This is a genomic window from Staphylococcus sp. GW823-FHT05F06 (assembly GCF_058795495.1).
The window spans coordinates 1-16,863 of the sequence record NZ_JBXAHW010000021.1; the positions used below are offsets into that span (position 1 = coordinate 1).

Sequence of the window (16,863 nt, forward strand, 5' to 3'; positions counted from 1 at the left end):
ATAACTATAAAAAATAGCTATGAAAAAATCTATCGTCATAGATTTCTTCATAGCTAATCTTAGTATGTTTTTAATAACAAACTTTAACGTATTCAAAATGTGCAAAGGGAATGTTTGAGATAATTCTCAGACAAAATGTTATTAATTAGGAGAACTGTATCAAAGTAACTCATCCAAAGTTTTTCAATACAGTAAAGATTATATATGTTAAATAATTAACATACCCTAATTATAATGTTAGGCTTCCCTAAGGTCGAGTTAAGAAATATATTTTATTAGATATAGTGATGCAATATGTTTAATCACGTAATAGACGCTAAATTAAATCATTTTAATTTTTAATTTTTAGCATATTGAGTAATTATTGGAGTTTAGAATTAACATAATCGATGATTATGGGTAGTGCCTTTGTATAAATACTCAAAAACACAAACATTGTTAAATTAATCTTTGTGTCCTTTAATATAAGTAACATAATAGTTAATTATTGCGATGAGAAAAACCATAGATAACTAAATATATAAGCATAATAACTATGAAATGAATAGCTCCTAAAAATAATGCAAAATCGTCAGCCATAAAAGGTTCAAAGTAAAATTCCGGTTCATAATGATTCATAAACCAATGAACACATTCCCAAGAAAGAAATGTTCCAATACATCTACTTATTATAATACTTATATTATTTTTTAAGCCGAATTTAAAAATAGATATACTTATTAATATAGCAACTATTATAAATGGGATGTAACCTATTAATAAACCTGTTTGATAATCAGTAAATAATCCGATAAATTCTATTGGAACTAAAGATAAAATTAATATAGTAATTTTTAACCATTTCATTTTAAAATTTCTCTTTTCAATATTATTTTTTCTTCAATATCATTTTATTAATATAATTAGGTAGAAGTCTACGCTGTCTCTAAGTGGTAGATGAATGATCTCTATTTTTTATTATGTTATACATTTATATTATTTTCTGTAAGGTTCTGATTCTAAAAGATATTTATAATAGGAGTCTTTCTTTTGTAAATCTGTTTCCCCCCACACCTTATATTCTTTATCATCTGTCCATGGTGCTGGTGCTGGTGTCACGTTATACTCATACTCACTATATGGTTGATCTTTAAAAACAATATCTTTTTCAGCATATCCCATCATAATATTAAAACTCATTTTTTCATTTTTTATTTTTTTATCCCAACCCTTACGTTCTATAACGTGATCGATGATTTTCTCACTCTTGTGTTTCTGATAAGTAATCACACTAAAAGTCCAAACTGTTAAGGTAATAATGATAACAATAATAGAAGTTATTAATATTTTTAAGATTTTCTTCATTTTTGTATAATTCCTCTTTTTTAATAATTTTTATGATAATGTCTATATGTAAAATATTTTATCATAAAGGAGTTAAATAATATTGAAGACTTACCAAAAATTTCTTTTTAAAATCTGTTTAATTACATCAGTAATAATTATTATGTTACCCATGCAATCTCATGCACAAGAGTATAAAAATCAACCACATGATTTTCGACAACAATATGATAATTTAAGAAAGAATAATTTAATTGATAAATCTACCACTTATAAACAGTGGAAAAAGTTCCAAGAAGAAAACTATCGTGCTAAATATCAAATGGAGCAAGAAGCTCAACAAGAAATGAAGGAAGAACAATATCAAACATTTTCAAAAAAGAAAAAGTTTAAGCCAAGACGTGGAGATATTTTAATAACCAATAATGCTTCTTATGCAAAACTAGGTATTCCAGGTCATGCAGCAATATATACTGGAAAAGGTCATATTGTAGAAATTAGAGGATATGGTCACCATCCAGCGAGAAACTCTTATAAAAAATTTATACATAATAAAAGAGCTAAACGTCATGATAAACTGTGGGTAAAAGTTTATCGAACTAGTAAGAAAAAAAGAAATAAAGCTGCTAATTGGGCATTAAAACAAGCAGGTCAAAAAAGAAAAAGTATTACATATTCTTTAAATTCCAATATAAATGATACACATCACACATATTGTTCAAAACTTGTTTGGCAATCGTATTATTTCGGTGCAGGTAAAAAGTCTGTAAATTCAACAGGTGTTTATCACTACTTTAACCCATATAATCTTCCTAAAAATATTAAAGGAGCTAAAAAAGTTAAAACATTTTTCTAAAATTAAGCAATCATGTAATCTAAAATAAAAAAGTAAGCGACTATCAATTATCGTAGTCGCTTACTTTTTTATTGTTCTTTCAATCGTTTAATCGCATTTTTTAATGGGCGATCATCACGATATGTATTGAAGTTCATAAATGCTGTACTATCAAAATGTTGTAATAAATGATGAAAAACGTCATTTTCTTGTCTCATTGGGTCTATCTCATCTTCCAGCTGATGAATATGTTGCTGAAGTTCTTGATTGTTAGATTTGAGTGTCTCGTTATCGTTCTTCAGCTGTTCAATGATTTCATGCCAATCATTCGTATCATTATTAGAATTATAATCATCTATCGTTGTTTGTTCTTTTGGATATTCAATGACCGTCGGTTTAATCCGATTACCCACAGCTGTTTGGCGTATATATTCTGTGACATTCATACTACGTATGTAGGCTAAATCTTGTATCTTTTTGTATTGCGCTTGACTAACACGAACGGTTAAGATTTTTTCTTTCGAACTTTGTTTTTTTGGCATTTAATCACCTCATAATCAATATAAATATAAGCACACACATGTATGCTTATATTTATATTAATATAGCATACATATGTATGCTAATGCATATGTATATATATATTTCGAGGTGTTGTGAGCTAACAAATAACATACACATTATTAAATATATTTGTTTGATAAAATGTATGTCATTTGTTAGCTATAAAACTGCATTCAAAAGTATACTTTTGAATGCAGTTAGGTCCTCGCCAGAGCTCGATATACTCTCATTGTAAAACAGCCTCGTATTTTTGAGACATCACTTTGAGAGTATCCGTCATTATCCATCAGCGAAGTATTGTTGAAAGTAGAGAACCACAAGCAAATCAAAACCTTCAAAGAGGTGGCTTGAATTGAAGTTAGCTTGGAATGAGCAGAAGAATAAAATGAGTGATGTTAAAGGTAAAGAAATACATGACGAATTAACAGACTATCTATGCCAGCATAGCTTTGATGTTGAACGTGGACAAACGAAAAAAGTAATTGTTGATGGGTATCAACGATTGATACGATGAAAAAGCATATTCAATTACAGCAATTTGGAATTTCGAAAAGCAAAATTACTTCTTAAAAAATTTGTAATGCTGTCTAAATATAATAATATTTTTTGTAAAGATTTCATAAAAATGTATACCAAATGGCTCCATTTTTATGTCTCCATTCGGTATCCATTTTTAATTTTGAGGATCTATTCAGTAGCTTTTTAGTATACATTCGGTCTCCATATAAAAAATCTCAGCGCATAAAAAGGAATCCTATTTGACACTGTCAAATCAATGTTTTTAACAAAAATGGATACCGAATGGAGACATTTTGTGCAGGATTCCTCTTATGCTCTTTAATTTAATTTAAAATGTTAAAGTTACATTTTACACCTATTTTTTAGGCTTTAGCTTTTTGCTGAGAAGAGCAATCGAGATAAAAAATACATTTTTCTTTCTAAAAGTTTTGAGAAAGAAAATTTAAAGCGATTTATAGCTTCTCTGTTGAACGAAAAAAGTTTTTAGGTAATTTTTTTATACGTGGAATAAAAAATGTCCTAGAAAGAGCTTAAAATGCAAAATAAAAGAACCACTCATTTTTGAGTGGTCTGGAGAATAGCTATAATGCTGTGCAATTAAAAATGAGCACTGTATTGAGCATATCACACGTATTTATTCCGAGAAAATTTATTGTGCGTTGAGCTAGCCTTAAATAATATTTTAAAACAAGAACAAGCTACATGGGGTAATGTGGAAGGTCAAGTCGCTTAAACATTAATGGGTAATAGTATAAAAGACTCTACTGCTCGTAGTATTGCCTATTGGGTATCTGTAGTCGGTCAAACTTTGGTTTAAGTGAGTGTGAGTTGAATGATTATTTGCTGGAATTAACAATGAATGAAAATAAGGTAACTAAAAAAGACTTTGAAGAGTTTTTATGTAGTATAAGAAATGTTCCTGAAATTCCGAATAGACAAGTTAATGATATTTTGGAAGGTTATAAAAATAGTGATTAATAAAAAATCCCTTAGCGAGTAAATGCTAAGGGATTTTTGACTTACAAGAAGAAATCAAAAATTTTAGTAAGCTTAATTAACTTATTAAGAGCTATCGTAACTTTAATTATAGAATTACTAAGATAATTCTGTAAGGAGGAGATTGGGCTCCTCCTTCAATTTTATTGTCGATAATGCTATATTCTTACTTTAACACTTATTTATTTTTACCTCATTAAAAAACTATTTAACAATTTGATAAGTTCAGGGATTGTTAAGAGCTCGGAGGTTCTACGTTAATAAAGCAATTTTGATTAATAAGTTCTTACTTTTGGTGCTTTATAGTTTTCTATAAATTCTTCAATTTCTTGGAATGAGTTTGAGAATAGTATTTTATCTCTATCTTCTTGAGTTAAAAACTCGTTTGAAACCATTTGATTGTAGAATTGTTCGATAAGAGAATAATAATTATTTGTGTTGAAAAAAATACATGGATTTTTGTTTTGTCCAACTCTTGACCACGATACAACTTCAGTTATTTCTTCTAAAGTTCCAGGTCCACCAGGAAGTGCTATGCATACATCGCCTTTTTCCAAAATAACTTCTTTTCTTTCAGACATACTTTCCACGATTATCAGTTCGTCTAATTTATCATGTGCTAATTCTCTTTGTTGTAAAAACGTAGGCATTACACCAATTGTTTTCCCGTTATTATGTATTACAGTATTTGCAATTGTTCCCATTAGTCCTGCATTTCCTCCACCAAAAACTAGAGTGTGATTATTTTTAGCTATCCATTCTCCTAATAGAATTGCACTATTTTCGTATTCTTTTTTGTTTCCCTTGCTTGCTCCGCAATAGACTATGATATTCATTTTTATTACTCCTTTCTTGTCTTAATGTTAACAAACTAAGAGTGATGGTTTTGAAACGAGTTTCCATTCAAACGATAAGCAAGTAGGAAAATGATAAATATTTGTCAGATACTTACAATCTTTTAAGATTATCGGATCATTATAGCTTAAGTGTTGAAAATCTCATTAAACAAAGAATTTCAATTAGTTTAGCAAAAAAACTCTTAATAAGTTAATTAAGAGCAATAATAACTTTAATTACTGAATTAGTATATTAGTTCAATAAGGGAGAGCCCCCTGACCTTTTTAATATATTTTTATAAATCTTTTTAAAATCTTTTTAGAGACTATTTGATACTTAGAGTGACAAGAGATTAGAGATGTTAAAAGGGACATTTTTAAATTTAAGTCACTTATATATTTAGAGAGGAGTTTTTTATGTCTAGTGAAACAGTAGTATATAGAAATGAAATGAATTTAGTTCCATTAAGACGTTTTACAAGTACTGAAGTAGATTTATTCTTTACATTATGCAATAAACTTAAAGAACAGGATACGAGAAAAGTAATTATTCCTTTTGAAGAATTAAAATATTTAAGTAATTACTATACACGTTCTCAAGAACGTTTTATTAATGATTTAGAACACGTATACGATAAAATGTTGAATTTAACGTATGTTGAACGTAATGGTAGGTCTTTTGAAAAATTTGTTTTATTTACTTCATACAAAGTAGATTTAGACGAAGAATGTTTATCTATTAGTGTTAATTATGATTTAAAACATATTTTAAATTCTATAACAGCTGATTTTACGAAATTTGAATTAAAAGAAATGACGCATCTTAAATCTACTTACGCTAAAAACATGTTTAGATTGCTTAAACAATATAAACATACTGGTTATGTAAAAATAAATATAGCTGACTTTAAAAATCGTCTAGATATACCTAAGACTTATCAGATGAATGATATAACTAAACGTGTATTAAAACCAATAATTAATGAGCTTTCTTCAATTTTTAATAACCTTCATATTAATAAGATCAAAGCTAAAAAAGGACATAAAATTGAATGGTTAGAGTTTACCTTTGACGCTGAGAAACGCATTCACAACAAGCGACAACCACAAATGACTAATATAGGTAAGTCGCGCCAATATACCAATCGTGAAAAAACACCTAAATGGTTAGACGAAAAGATATATAAACAATCTCAAGAGTTACATAATGAAGATACAAAATTAAAACAAGATCGAGAGGCATTTCAACGTCAATTAGAAGCAAAATGGGAGGAACAATAATTTAAATGAGCTACATCTATATTTTACTTTTATTTCCTTTAATAATGGGATTTTTCTTATCACTAAAAAAGAAAAAATGATAAGAAATAACTAATTTACTATTGTAAAGAAATTACAGATTTTCATGAGTAAGACTTGTAATTTTATTGCAAATAAAGAAGTTACAAGATATACTGAAAGTAACAAATAGCAGATATATCATTGTATGTGAAAACCCCCAGCCGGCACGCTGGGGGGTTTCTTTTTACTTATGTTCTTGTTGTAATAGATAAAGAACATACCCAACGATAATTGGAAAAATGAGCTTATCTAGTACAAATAGCAAGATTATCATTGTATGTGACACCTCCCTTCTGCACAGGAAGTGCTTTTTTAGTATAACAAAATTTCTCTATACTGCACGAGTTCACATGATATGTATGCACGCATACAGTATGCAACACTTAGACATTGATAACTGAATAAAGATACAAAACTTCTGTGAATGAAAACTTATGAAAACGCGTGAAATCAATGATGTATAAAAGATGCATAATCGATAATCCAACCACAAAGGGACAAACGCCGTCATTTCAGCGTTTGTCCCTTTGTGGTGAGTTAACATAATTACTGATTATCAGGAGTTCCATCACTATAAAAGGTGTATCAAGGATTTATAAACTCTTGATACACCTTTTACATTCATTTTTAATTACCGAAGAATCGACTCCAAAATCCCTTTTTAGGTGGTTCTACCTTCCTATTATCATCAGGATCACTCTTCGTTTCTTCAACGAACTTATCCTCTTTTGTAAATTCATCTTCATTTGTAATATCATTCTTTTTCTCTTTGACTATATTCTTATGATTTATTTCTGTCGGTTGGCGTTTTTTTTGTTGTTGGTTGGTATTTTTAGATTCTTCAGTAAAAGTTGCTTCTTGCGGATTAATATTTTGTTTAGTATTCGCTACTGTATCAAAAGAATAATTAAGCTGTCTTTCTTCTTCTAATTGACTTTCTAGTTTTTGAATTTTTTTATTGCTTTCTAAAGCTAATATTTGTTGATTCTCCAACAATTTATTTAATGCATTAACATTGCTATTTTGTTGATCTAATTGCCTAGTTAGATTCTCAATATATTTTTCATCATTTTTAGCTCTAGTTTCAAAGATTTCTATTTGCTTTTCTAATTCGTTTACTTTTGTTTTTAATGTCTCAGAACTATTTGAAATATTATGTATATTCTTTTCTACTTTTGCAGTATTCTCACCAGACTTTTCTTTTTTTACTGATTCTTTATTTTGAGTTGTACTCTCTTTCTTAGTGATTTTTTCTATAATTTTCAAACAATCATTATCATCAATATAATTAATCCCATTTTCTTTTTCAAATGATATATTTAAACTTTTAGCATTATTAACAATAGTTTGTTTAGTTACACCTAATTCATCAGCAACCATTTTAATAGTTCTCATAACATCCACCCTTAGGTACCTAATTTAGTACCTAAATTTTACCACCTAATGAAATTTATTTCACTATTTACCCCCTAAATTTACTACCTATTAACTACCTAGATACCTAATCCCCCCCTATAAGATGTTTTTGTCGTATAATTAGGTACTAAAATAAAGAACTACACATTTTGTAATGGTAATGTACTTTTAACTACATTTAAAACTCTTTATATACTTTCTTAAAAGTGTTAATATTACTTTATAAATACTAAAAGAGTCAATGCTATTGGCGTAGCATCGACTCTCGGTAATAAAACGATTCGCACTCGTTTGTTTATATATTTTTTGATACTTGTATTATATCTATCTAATCATCTAAGTGCAAGCACAAAACATATAACTTACGTAAAAATTGTTTTATTACCTCAATTCTAAAAATGGAAATGAGGTTTTTATTATGCCCAATTTTGAGAAATACAATTTATCACAAGTAAAAACTGAAAGATTTTATCAACTGCCTAAATATTTATTTGAAGATGCATATTTTAAAAAAATGTCGGCGGAAGCCAAAATTATGTATGCGTTATTAAAAGATCGCTTTGAATTATCCATCCAAAATGAATGGGTAGATAAAAATAATAATATTTACTTTATTTTCAGTAATAAACATTTGTGCGAATACTTAGGTTACGCAGAACAAAAAATTATAAAATTAAAAAAAGAGTTAATAAGTTTTAATTTACTAATTCAAGAACGTGTTGGCCTTAATAAACCAAATAGATTATACCTATTAAAACCTAATTATGACATTAAAGCCAGTCATAGCAAGGAACTTCCAAATTCATTGTTCCAGAACAATGAATTTGGAAGTTCTAGAACTATGAATTTGGGTGGTCAAGAACTTCTAAATTCACAGTCTAATGATACTAATTATAATGATACTAATTATATTAAGACTGAGAATAATGATACGGATGATTTGAATGATAAGAAATTGACATATAGTAATAATCAAACAAATCATTCATATCACTATAATTCAAAATTTAATGATGAAGCCTTAAAGTTTCAATTACTCGAAGAACTACCTCAAAATATTCAAAGTTATTTAAGTAACTTTTCTGTAGTGGAAATTAAAATCATCAAACCTGTATTATTAAAAGCCAAGACTTCCTTTAATAATTCTATTAATACATATTATTTATTAGAAGATATGGAAATCGAAATACTTCATGTTCTTAAACGTTTTAAAGCCATGCTTATTCAAAAAAATGAAACCGTTGAAGCCATGCAAGGGTATCTTATGAAATCTCTTAAATCGGAATTTGCAGAAATGCATACACTTAATAAGCGACGCGATAATTTACCAATTACTTCTTTATTTAATCAATAATGATTCAATTAGAGAGCATCTTTAAATAGATGTTCTCTTTTTTTATTAACAAGTGGTTGCTAAGGCAACCACCTAGATCAAGCGAAAGGTAAGGGAGGAGATAACAAAATAACATCAATACAATGTCACAATTTCACAACATAATATGCTGCTATTAAAGAAAGGAGGAACATATATGAGTAATAAGAAAAAGATTAAAGTTACATTGGCAATGATTAATGTTCTTTTAACTGCAGTCGAACTTTATCTTCAATGGCAATTGAGTAAATCTAAAAATATAATGTAATTAAGCAAATAGGTGGGACTAAAACGTTTCTGTTTTAGTCTTATTTTTTTCTATAAAGAATTATTATTCATTTAATAATGTTTCAAATATTTCAAATAAGCATGAAAATAAAATGATCATTTAGAGTAGTTTTAGCTTTTAAAAATATAAAAACGTTAACCGTTTTTATATTCTTTATCTATCATTCTTAGTTATAAAGGTGATTTAGTAAGATAGTTTTTGCTATTTATTTTGTTAATGTTTGGAAAGAAAAGATTTAATTCATCATTCCAAAAAATCAAAATTCAGATTCAACTGATATGTATCATAAATAAAAAATAAGTCGTTAATGTTCAAGACATGGGCCGAATATAATTTTAAATTTGAACTTTTTTATCCCAAACTAAGTAAAAATTTTTATTTAGTTTTCTCTTTTTTAATCTCCAATCATTTTACTAACAATGATTATTTTGAAGATAAAAATAAGCACTTAAAGTAAAAAATGAAGAAAAGAATAGTCACTTTTGTCTTCAAACACGTTTTATTTTTGGAAATATTACAAACTTGAGAGTCTTTTGAAAGAGTATTTGACATGAGCATAAGGAAATCCAGTACCACCTTTGGTGGTATTCAGCATAGCTGAAGGATTATCCTACTAGCCATTTTGCTCGTGTCCTTTCAAAAAATCGTTATAAATACTGTTATTTCAACGTTTATAGCCTATACTACTATCAATGAGATTAAGTGTAAAATCAACTAATATTACAGACTCTTTACAATTATGACAAGACCATTTTTAATTGTCAGAATACTCCTTTTTTTACCGATTTCATAGGCTTCAGGACGCTTCAAGACTCTTAAGACTCCTCTATTTTTATTTGTTTGTTTTTCTGATTTTTAATTTAGCTTATATTTGTATTTTAAGAGTCGTTAAATAGTATAAATATAAACCCCCCCCTTAAGTGATCTAAATGTATCTTAAATTGCAAATATAGGCAGAATAAAAAATGAAAAGTAAAACACGTATTTATGCCGAAAAGAACCTTTAACTAAACTTGAAGACGAATGTCGGCGTCGGCATAGCGTGAGCTATTAAGCCGACCATTCGACAAGTTTTGGGATTGTTAAGGGTTCCAAGGCTCAATGTCAATAAAGCAATTTTATTTTTTGAAAAGAAAACAAAAGGAGTTTTTTGTATGAAATTTGGAAATTATAAAATTGATTCGTTTTACTTAATTATGATTATAGGTTTTTTAGCTACTTCTTTATTTTTCCCATTTATGCTTTTGTCTGTTTTTGTTTTATTGATTATTGGTTTAGAAAAAGACGATAAAGAGGGTTAATTTTAGTTTTCGCTTTTGATTTTTGAAATGAGTTGAAAACGAGTTTTTTTCTTGTCTTGATACTATAAAAATAATCGAATTCAACAAAAACTAGGCTACTTATCCCCTGTAAAATACAGAGAATTAGCAGCCTAGAACATAGTGTTTTTATTAACTTCCCATTTTAAGGGTTCAGTGCCATTTTATCATCAGTCCTTTTTGTTTAGAATTTTAATTTTTTGTTATGATAAGCAAAAGAACAATTAAAGAGAAAAATAAAAGTAACCATACTATTTTTTATTTCTTCCACCTTTTAAATAATAACATTTTTATATATAAATTATAAAAATTATTGAAGATACTCTTTTATATTTTTTATTTTGTATGGGTCCTTTATAAATTTGCCATTTACATAAACAGAAGGAACGTAGTCAATATTATACTTCCTATATAAATATTTGTCTTTATCTGTGGCTTTCCAAGATTTACTATTTTTTGTTTTATATGATATTTTAATTTTTTTTAACTTTTTTTCTGGGATATGCAAACTGTCTAAAGTTTCATCTATAACTTTATTATTAATCCATGTTCTTTCACTATTAGGTTGTTGTTTAAATAATTCTTTATGAAAGTCTTCATATTTTTCAGGATAATATATATTTAAAGCATGACCAGCTCGTGCTGCTTTTATAGAGTCTTTGCCTAGTATAGAGGCATTAACTATTCGTAATTCCACATTATTTTTTTTTAAGAACTTTTTATTTTCCAATTTTTTAAAAGAGGTTTGCTCTAATTTTTTACAATAAGGACATTTGAAATCCATAAACTCTATTATTAAGTTTTTAGAGCCTTTTTCACCTATTGAGGGTGAGTATCTTGTGTCTCTATTTAACTTATCAATATTATTATCTTTTAAACTTACTTGTTTAAAAAAGAAAAATGATATTATTATTAAAAGAATTATAACGATACATGGCAGTATATATTTAAAAAAATCACGCATAATATCCCTCTCTTTTACTTGTTTTGTATAGACCATAAGTCACTATATAAACCATTAATAGAAAGTAATTGACTATGAGTACCTATTTCTTTTATTTCTCCTTTATCTAGAACTATCAATTTATCAAAGTTTTTTACTAAATTGAGATCATGAGTAATAACAAGTTTTGGACAGTTAATTTCCTTTAAGTTTTCAATAACTAATTTACTTGTTGTAGAATCCAAGGAGCTAGTTGGTTCATCTAATAATAATAATTTTGGGTTTTTTAAGATAGCTCTTGCTATTTCAATTCTTTGTTTTTGTCCACCTGAAAGATTATCGCCATTATTTTCTAACATTGTTTCATAACCATGCGGTAAATCTAAAATAAATTCGTGTGCTTGAGCAATCTTGCAAGCTTTTATAATTTCATTTCTACTTGGCATATAGCCAACACCTAATATTAAATTTTCCATTACAGTACCAAAAAAAATATAGGTAGTTTGGGGGACATAACCTATAATATTTCTCAAACTTTTATTTGAAATTTTATTAATATCAATATTATTAAAAAATATATGGTTATTATTTGTAGAATAATATTTTAATATAAGGTTTGCTATCGTAGATTTTCCAGAGCCACTTTCACCTATTAAAGCTATGCACTCATCGTCTTTTATTTCAAAATTTATATTTTTTAAAACTTCTTTACGATAACCATAACTAAAGGATAATGATTTAAATACAATAGAATTAATATCTTTTAGATCATACTTGTCTTTTTCAATTTCTGTATCTAAATCTAATATTTCGTTCACTCTTTTTGTAGCCACTATAGCTGATTGAATAGTATGTTGAGATTGTAAGAGGTGTTCAATAGGGCTGAAATAATAAACTACTAGAGCATTGAAAGTTAATAATTCTCCTAAAGATAACTGTTTGTTCATTACCATTGATGATCCTATCCAAAGTATTATAAGGGTAGTAAATAAATTTAAAAATTCCTTTATAGACATTTGGATATTAGTGTAAGTTCCTAATTTATAAGCTTTTTGTATTAAATTATCAAATTCTTTTTTAACTTTTGCAAAATATTTATTTTCAGCAATATTTCCCTTTATAGCATCTATACCTCGTATCCCTTCAATAAATTTAGAACTTACTTCTGCGTTAGCTTCCATTTCTTGTCTATTATACTTTTCAAATGGCTTTTTAAAAAAAAGAATTACAGAAGCATAAATAGGTAATAATATGACTACAATTAAAAATAACTTGGGACTTTGGCTAAAGAGTATAACTGTTCCTACAAAGATCATTAAAACATCCATTATCAATGTTACTGTTACAGAAGAAAAAGCTTCTCTTATAATATCAGTATCTCTAAATCTAGAAAGAATTTCTCCGTCTTTTCGCGTGTCAAAGAACTTTTTAGGTAAATTTAAAATATGTTTATAATAATCCATCATCAAAGTTTTGTTTATTTTTAATCCCATGTTCAATACTAAAAAATATCGTAAGTAGGTAGATATTAAGTAGCAAACATATAAAACTAGTATACCTATTGATAAATTATGTAAGTTTTCTAAAAAGTTGGCTGGTATTATATTATCTACTAAAATTTTAAAATAAAAAGCTCCTGCAATTGAAATACCACTAATTACTATTGAGCAAAATAGAATAAAAATGAGATGAATATAATTCTTTTTTAAAATCATTAAAAAAAAGTTTGAAACAGAGGGCTCTCGACTTTCTTTAGTGAACTCACTATTTTTTTCAATAGTCAATATAATATTGGTCCAGTATTTTAAAAAATCTTCTTGCTTTATAGTTGATCTACCCTTTGCTGGATCTACCATTATCAATTCATCTTGTTCTACTTTTTCTATAACAACAAAGTGGTCAAATCCTTTTTCATTAAATATGTGGGCAATAAAAGGTGAGGTAACACTTAACAACTCATCATACTTTTCAACCTGAAATCCTTCAGCATTAAAACCAATTTTTTGGCATGCTTTTATCATTCCTAACAGATTAGTGCCATATAAATCAGTTTCACAATATTCTCTTAATTTAGAAACTGAAACTTTCTTTCCGTAGTAACGACTTATCATGGCTAAACAAGTAGGGCCACAATCTTTTTCATCATATTGTTCTATATATTTTATCTTCAATTTGACAACTCCCAATATAAATTTTGAGATAACATATTTATATGTTATTTTACTTAATAGCTAAATACAAGGAAGCTTATTATTTAAAAATAATGAAACAATTTACAATTTCTTATAGTATTAAATTACGTCCAGATATTATAATTTTAAGAGAATTAACAGTATAGGGTAATAATAATAAAATCAAACTAATAAAGAGGTATCTTTTGGTTATAAAACTGATGATAATTTGCACAATCGAACTATCATCAGTTCATCTCTTTTTGTCTCACACGAAAAAAAGAGATTAAACAACATAATATTGCTTAATCTCGATATTAAGGCACATCATTCAATTTGACATAGAGCCTTTTTGTTTTTTAGAACTTTTATTTAGTATTTAACAAATATAAATAATTATAGAATTATTTATATTTTGAGATTAATGTTTTTAATCTATAATTAGCAATTATACTTATAATTCAGTATGAGATAACATCTAAATAAAACTCATTTTTCCAATTGAATTTCTAATATTCTTGAATCCATGCATCAGTGATAGATTTTTAGCTTAATTTAATATTATAAATTTCTATCCGCAGCACAATCCATTGAACCTGCAAGTACACCATATGTACCACCGAGTAATGCGCCACCCAATGTACCTACACCAGGCACTCCACTTCCTGCAAGAGCTCCAGTAGCAGCAGTTTTAGCACCACTTTTTCCAATTTGCTTTAAACATTGTGCATTACTATTACCACCATTGATTTTTGTATATTCATTAGTATTGACTTTTTTCATAGTTAATCCTCCATTCAATATTAATCACAATATCCCTCTCTCGCACCTGAATAAGTTTCCATTCCTGCCTCAATTGGATTCAAGCTAAAAGCACCTCTAATTAAACCGGCAGCACCTTTCACGACACCTTTTGCTACATTCTTTTTACATTCTCCACCATTAACTTTATAAGTTTTTTCTATTGTTAATTTTTTCATTAGATTCACCTCCTATCAAAAAATCAATTTTAGTATAACTGATGTATTTTAAAGTGTTGTAAAGTAAAGATGAATAAAGTTTTAAGATTTATAATTTCATTTAATGAATAATTCTTTTTTTAATAATTTAATAAATATTGATTGATCTATAATAAATGATAAGAAGTTATTCGGTAGAAGACATTTTTTAAGTAAATTATCAAGACTATAATGGAAAGGATTAAAGAGGAGAAAATTGAAATAATCGTATATGGAGAGCATAAATGTCTAGATTATAAAAAATTAGAAAAAGAAACTATACCAAAAATTCAAAAAGATTATATAAATAATAATAAGGGAACTTATAAATTTGAAAAAATGAACTTATTATTAGAACTGCTACTTAACTTTGACATAAAATGACTTATCGGAAGTCATCTGTAACTCAATTATTAGAAATGATATAATACAAAAGTCGTCGTTCACTTCTGTGCTGTATTTAGCATGGAAGGAGGTGACATCATGTTCAGTACACTATTTGTAATTATTATAGCTCCTATCATAGTAGGAGTTATACTCACGTTATTTTCTCATTGGCTGAATAATCGTGAAAAGTAATTTAGCGGCGACATATAGCTAATACACCAAAAGAGCCCGATAACTATTCGCAGTAGTTATCGGGCTCGGTGTTTATCATGTTAGTACACTATTTGTTAATCAAATTATAACACTGGTTAATAGAGGAATGCAAAAACAGCTGATATTAAAAAAGAGGAGAAGTATCTTTGATTAATATCATAAGCTATAGTATAGAAATATTTAAGTATTTGTATTCAGAATTTAGTTTTCTATTATTGGTAATGGTTATTATAATCATTACCAATAATAGAAAACATAATGAAGAATTATAATTGGAATATCTTAAAGGCTATTTTGGGTATCTCTGGAATGTTCGTTCTAGGGATAGATAAAGCCAAAAGAGAACTAGGATTTGTACTAATGACATTTAATATAAGAAAAGTAACGGTTTAACGGGCTGAAAATAATCAAAAAAATTATAAAAAAGACAATTTCTATATTATTTCAATATGGGCTGACCCCAAGTAGTGAGAATTATATAAAAACACTTTCGTTGAATTCATATTAAAATGAATCATGCGGAGGTGTTTTTTCTATGAAAAGAGTATCTTATTCAGTAGAAACAAAGTATAAAGCAGTTGAAATGAAAACAGCTGATTTTTCGACAAAAGAAATTATGAAAGATATTCTAATAAAAAATTAAGAGAAGATAATAATGATATTAACTATTTTATTATTAGCACTTCAACATATCAGTGATATAAATTTATACAATTAAATCTTGTTTGGTTATAAATGAAATTCCATTTATAATTAATATATTTAATGCTATAATTAGAACTGGTTTGAGACAAAATTTAATTATAGGAAATTTCAAAGGAGTGAATTTGTTGAAAAATTCAAAAAAACGTTTAGATTTTTTACCAAACACGTTAAATAAGTATTCGATTAGAAAATTTACAGTAGGTACAGCTTCTATTTTAGTTGGAGCTACTTTGTTTTTAGGAGTTAGTAATGAAGCTGAAGCAGCAGAAAAAATCGACTCACCAACTAAAGAAAAGGTAGCAACAGCTGAAGAGCCAGCAACTAAAGAAGAAGCAACAACAGCTGAAGAGCCAGCAACTAAAGAAGAAGCAACAACAGCTGAAGAGCCAGCAACTAAAGAGGAAGCAACAACAGCTGAAGAGCCAGCAACTAAAGAAGAAGCAACAACAGTTGAAGAGCCAGCAACTAAAGAAGAAGCAACAACAGCTGAAGAGCCAGCAACTAAAGAGGAAGCAACAACAGCTGAAGAGCCAGCAACTAAAGAAGAAGCAACAACAGCTGAAGAGCCAGCAACTAAAGAAGAAGCAACAACAGCTGAAGAGCCAGCAACTAAAGAAGAAGCAACAACAGCTGAAG

At 27.8% G+C, this 16,863-nt stretch carries 16 protein-coding genes and 1 pseudogene; 8 read left to right on the forward strand and 9 right to left on the reverse strand.

The annotated features are described in order from the left end of the window. Nucleotides 1-480: 480 nt before the first annotated feature. Nucleotides 481-846, reverse strand: a complete 366-nt coding sequence (locus tag AC1Q7N_RS10690; RefSeq protein WP_070863056.1) for a hypothetical protein — start codon at nt 844-846, stop codon at nt 481-483. A gap of 129 nt (nt 847-975) precedes the next feature. Beyond that, the gene (locus tag AC1Q7N_RS10695) at nt 976-1,344 is read right to left on the reverse strand and encodes a DUF3139 domain-containing protein (RefSeq protein ID WP_001829548.1); all 369 of its coding nucleotides are present in this window, start codon (nt 1,342-1,344) and stop codon (nt 976-978) included. An 82-nt stretch (nt 1,345-1,426) separates the two neighbouring features. Between AC1Q7N_RS10695 and AC1Q7N_RS10700 the strand changes: the two genes are divergently transcribed. After that, nucleotides 1,427-2,179, forward strand: a complete 753-nt coding sequence (locus AC1Q7N_RS10700; RefSeq protein ID WP_225973769.1) for a YiiX/YebB-like N1pC/P60 family cysteine hydrolase — start codon at nt 1,427-1,429, stop codon at nt 2,177-2,179. Nucleotides 2,180-2,247: 68 nt separating this feature from the next. Here AC1Q7N_RS10700 and AC1Q7N_RS10705 read toward each other — a convergent pair whose 3' ends face one another. Next, the gene (locus tag AC1Q7N_RS10705; RefSeq protein ID WP_050190806.1) at nt 2,248-2,700 is read right to left on the reverse strand and encodes a plasmid mobilization protein; all 453 of its coding nucleotides are present in this window, start codon (nt 2,698-2,700) and stop codon (nt 2,248-2,250) included. 374 nt (nt 2,701-3,074) lie between these two features. Here AC1Q7N_RS10705 and AC1Q7N_RS10710 point away from each other — a divergent pair, with 374 nt between their 5' ends. Further along, nucleotides 3,075-3,236: a hypothetical protein gene (locus tag AC1Q7N_RS10710; protein WP_157173424.1), complete on the forward strand. Its 162-nt coding sequence runs from the start codon at nt 3,075-3,077 to the stop codon at nt 3,234-3,236. A gap of 830 nt (nt 3,237-4,066) precedes the next feature. Continuing rightward, nucleotides 4,067-4,219: pseudogene (locus AC1Q7N_RS10715) on the forward strand (hypothetical protein); the annotation flags it as partial. 293 nt (nt 4,220-4,512) lie between these two features. Here AC1Q7N_RS10715 and AC1Q7N_RS10720 read toward each other — a convergent pair. Beyond that, the gene (locus AC1Q7N_RS10720; protein WP_070817429.1) at nt 4,513-5,073 is read right to left on the reverse strand and encodes an LOG family protein; all 561 of its coding nucleotides are present in this window, start codon (nt 5,071-5,073) and stop codon (nt 4,513-4,515) included. A 417-nt stretch (nt 5,074-5,490) separates the two neighbouring features. Between AC1Q7N_RS10720 and AC1Q7N_RS10725 the strand changes: the two genes are divergently transcribed. Further along, nucleotides 5,491-6,354, forward strand: coding sequence for a replication initiation protein (locus AC1Q7N_RS10725; protein ID WP_070863054.1), 864 nt, complete (start codon nt 5,491-5,493; stop codon nt 6,352-6,354). 687 nt (nt 6,355-7,041) lie between these two features. On the opposite strand, the gene AC1Q7N_RS10730 is transcribed toward AC1Q7N_RS10725, so the two are convergent. Then, nucleotides 7,042-7,809, reverse strand: a complete 768-nt coding sequence (locus AC1Q7N_RS10730) for a DUF536 domain-containing protein (protein ID WP_070863053.1) — start codon at nt 7,807-7,809, stop codon at nt 7,042-7,044. 439 nt (nt 7,810-8,248) lie between these two features. On the opposite strand from AC1Q7N_RS10730, the gene AC1Q7N_RS10735 reads away from it, so the two are divergent. Further along, nucleotides 8,249-9,184 (forward strand): replication initiator protein A, encoded by a 936-nt coding sequence (locus tag AC1Q7N_RS10735; protein WP_070863052.1) that lies wholly within the window; start codon nt 8,249-8,251, stop codon nt 9,182-9,184. Between the two features lie 1,461 nt (nt 9,185-10,645). Beyond that, nucleotides 10,646-10,792 (forward strand): hypothetical protein, encoded by a 147-nt coding sequence (locus tag AC1Q7N_RS10740; protein WP_176746168.1) that lies wholly within the window; start codon nt 10,646-10,648, stop codon nt 10,790-10,792. A gap of 328 nt (nt 10,793-11,120) precedes the next feature. Here AC1Q7N_RS10740 and AC1Q7N_RS10745 read toward each other — a convergent pair whose 3' ends face one another. From AC1Q7N_RS10745 to AC1Q7N_RS10760, 4 genes are all read right to left on the reverse strand, one after another. Next, nucleotides 11,121-11,774 (reverse strand): DsbA family protein, encoded by a 654-nt coding sequence (locus AC1Q7N_RS10745; protein WP_070863062.1) that lies wholly within the window; start codon nt 11,772-11,774, stop codon nt 11,121-11,123. 14 nt (nt 11,775-11,788) lie between these two features. Continuing rightward, a complete protein-coding gene (locus tag AC1Q7N_RS10750) occupies nt 11,789-13,924 on the reverse strand; it encodes a peptidase domain-containing ABC transporter (RefSeq protein WP_070863063.1) in 2,136 nt (711 codons plus the stop codon). A gap of 561 nt (nt 13,925-14,485) precedes the next feature. Continuing rightward, nucleotides 14,486-14,707, reverse strand: a complete 222-nt coding sequence (locus tag AC1Q7N_RS10755; RefSeq protein WP_070863064.1) for a hypothetical protein — start codon at nt 14,705-14,707, stop codon at nt 14,486-14,488. A 20-nt stretch (nt 14,708-14,727) separates the two neighbouring features. Continuing rightward, on the reverse strand, nt 14,728-14,904 hold the full coding sequence (locus AC1Q7N_RS10760) for a hypothetical protein (RefSeq protein ID WP_157173423.1): 177 nt from the start codon (nt 14,902-14,904) through the stop codon (nt 14,728-14,730). A 501-nt stretch (nt 14,905-15,405) separates the two neighbouring features. On the opposite strand from AC1Q7N_RS10760, the gene AC1Q7N_RS10765 reads away from it, so the two are divergent. Together AC1Q7N_RS10765 and AC1Q7N_RS10770 are read left to right on the forward strand one after the other, a co-directional pair. Beyond that, complete coding sequence (locus AC1Q7N_RS10765; RefSeq protein WP_126736094.1) at nt 15,406-15,501, forward strand: type I toxin-antitoxin system Fst family toxin; 96 nt, start codon at nt 15,406-15,408, stop codon at nt 15,499-15,501. An 851-nt stretch (nt 15,502-16,352) separates the two neighbouring features. Then, the coding region (locus AC1Q7N_RS10770; RefSeq protein WP_492713197.1) for a YSIRK-type signal peptide-containing protein at nt 16,353-16,863 on the forward strand (511 nt) is incomplete at its 3' end.

What these genes read in the sequence shown, in the direction of transcription:
- AC1Q7N_RS10690 (WP_070863056.1), bottom strand. Translation starts at nt 846, where the DNA reads ATGAAATGGTTAAAAATTACTATATTAATTTTATCTTTAGTTCCAATA.
- AC1Q7N_RS10695 (WP_001829548.1), bottom strand. Translation starts at nt 1,344, where the DNA reads ATGAAGAAAATCTTAAAAATATTAATAACTTCTATTATTGTTATCATT.
- AC1Q7N_RS10705 (WP_050190806.1), bottom strand. Translation starts at nt 2,700, where the DNA reads ATGCCAAAAAAACAAAGTTCGAAAGAAAAAATCTTAACCGTTCGTGTT.
- AC1Q7N_RS10720 (WP_070817429.1), bottom strand. Translation starts at nt 5,073, where the DNA reads ATGAATATCATAGTCTATTGCGGAGCAAGCAAGGGAAACAAAAAAGAA.
- AC1Q7N_RS10725 (WP_070863054.1), top strand. Translation starts at nt 5,491, where the DNA reads ATGTCTAGTGAAACAGTAGTATATAGAAATGAAATGAATTTAGTTCCA.
- AC1Q7N_RS10730 (WP_070863053.1), bottom strand. Translation starts at nt 7,809, where the DNA reads ATGAGAACTATTAAAATGGTTGCTGATGAATTAGGTGTAACTAAACAA.
- AC1Q7N_RS10735 (WP_070863052.1), top strand. Translation starts at nt 8,249, where the DNA reads ATGCCCAATTTTGAGAAATACAATTTATCACAAGTAAAAACTGAAAGA.
- AC1Q7N_RS10740 (WP_176746168.1), top strand. Translation starts at nt 10,646, where the DNA reads ATGAAATTTGGAAATTATAAAATTGATTCGTTTTACTTAATTATGATT.
- AC1Q7N_RS10745 (WP_070863062.1), bottom strand. Translation starts at nt 11,774, where the DNA reads ATGCGTGATTTTTTTAAATATATACTGCCATGTATCGTTATAATTCTT.
- AC1Q7N_RS10755 (WP_070863064.1), bottom strand. Translation starts at nt 14,707, where the DNA reads ATGAAAAAAGTCAATACTAATGAATATACAAAAATCAATGGTGGTAAT.
- AC1Q7N_RS10760 (WP_157173423.1), bottom strand. Translation starts at nt 14,904, where the DNA reads ATGAAAAAATTAACAATAGAAAAAACTTATAAAGTTAATGGTGGAGAA.
- AC1Q7N_RS10765 (WP_126736094.1), top strand. Translation starts at nt 15,406, where the DNA reads ATGTTCAGTACACTATTTGTAATTATTATAGCTCCTATCATAGTAGGA.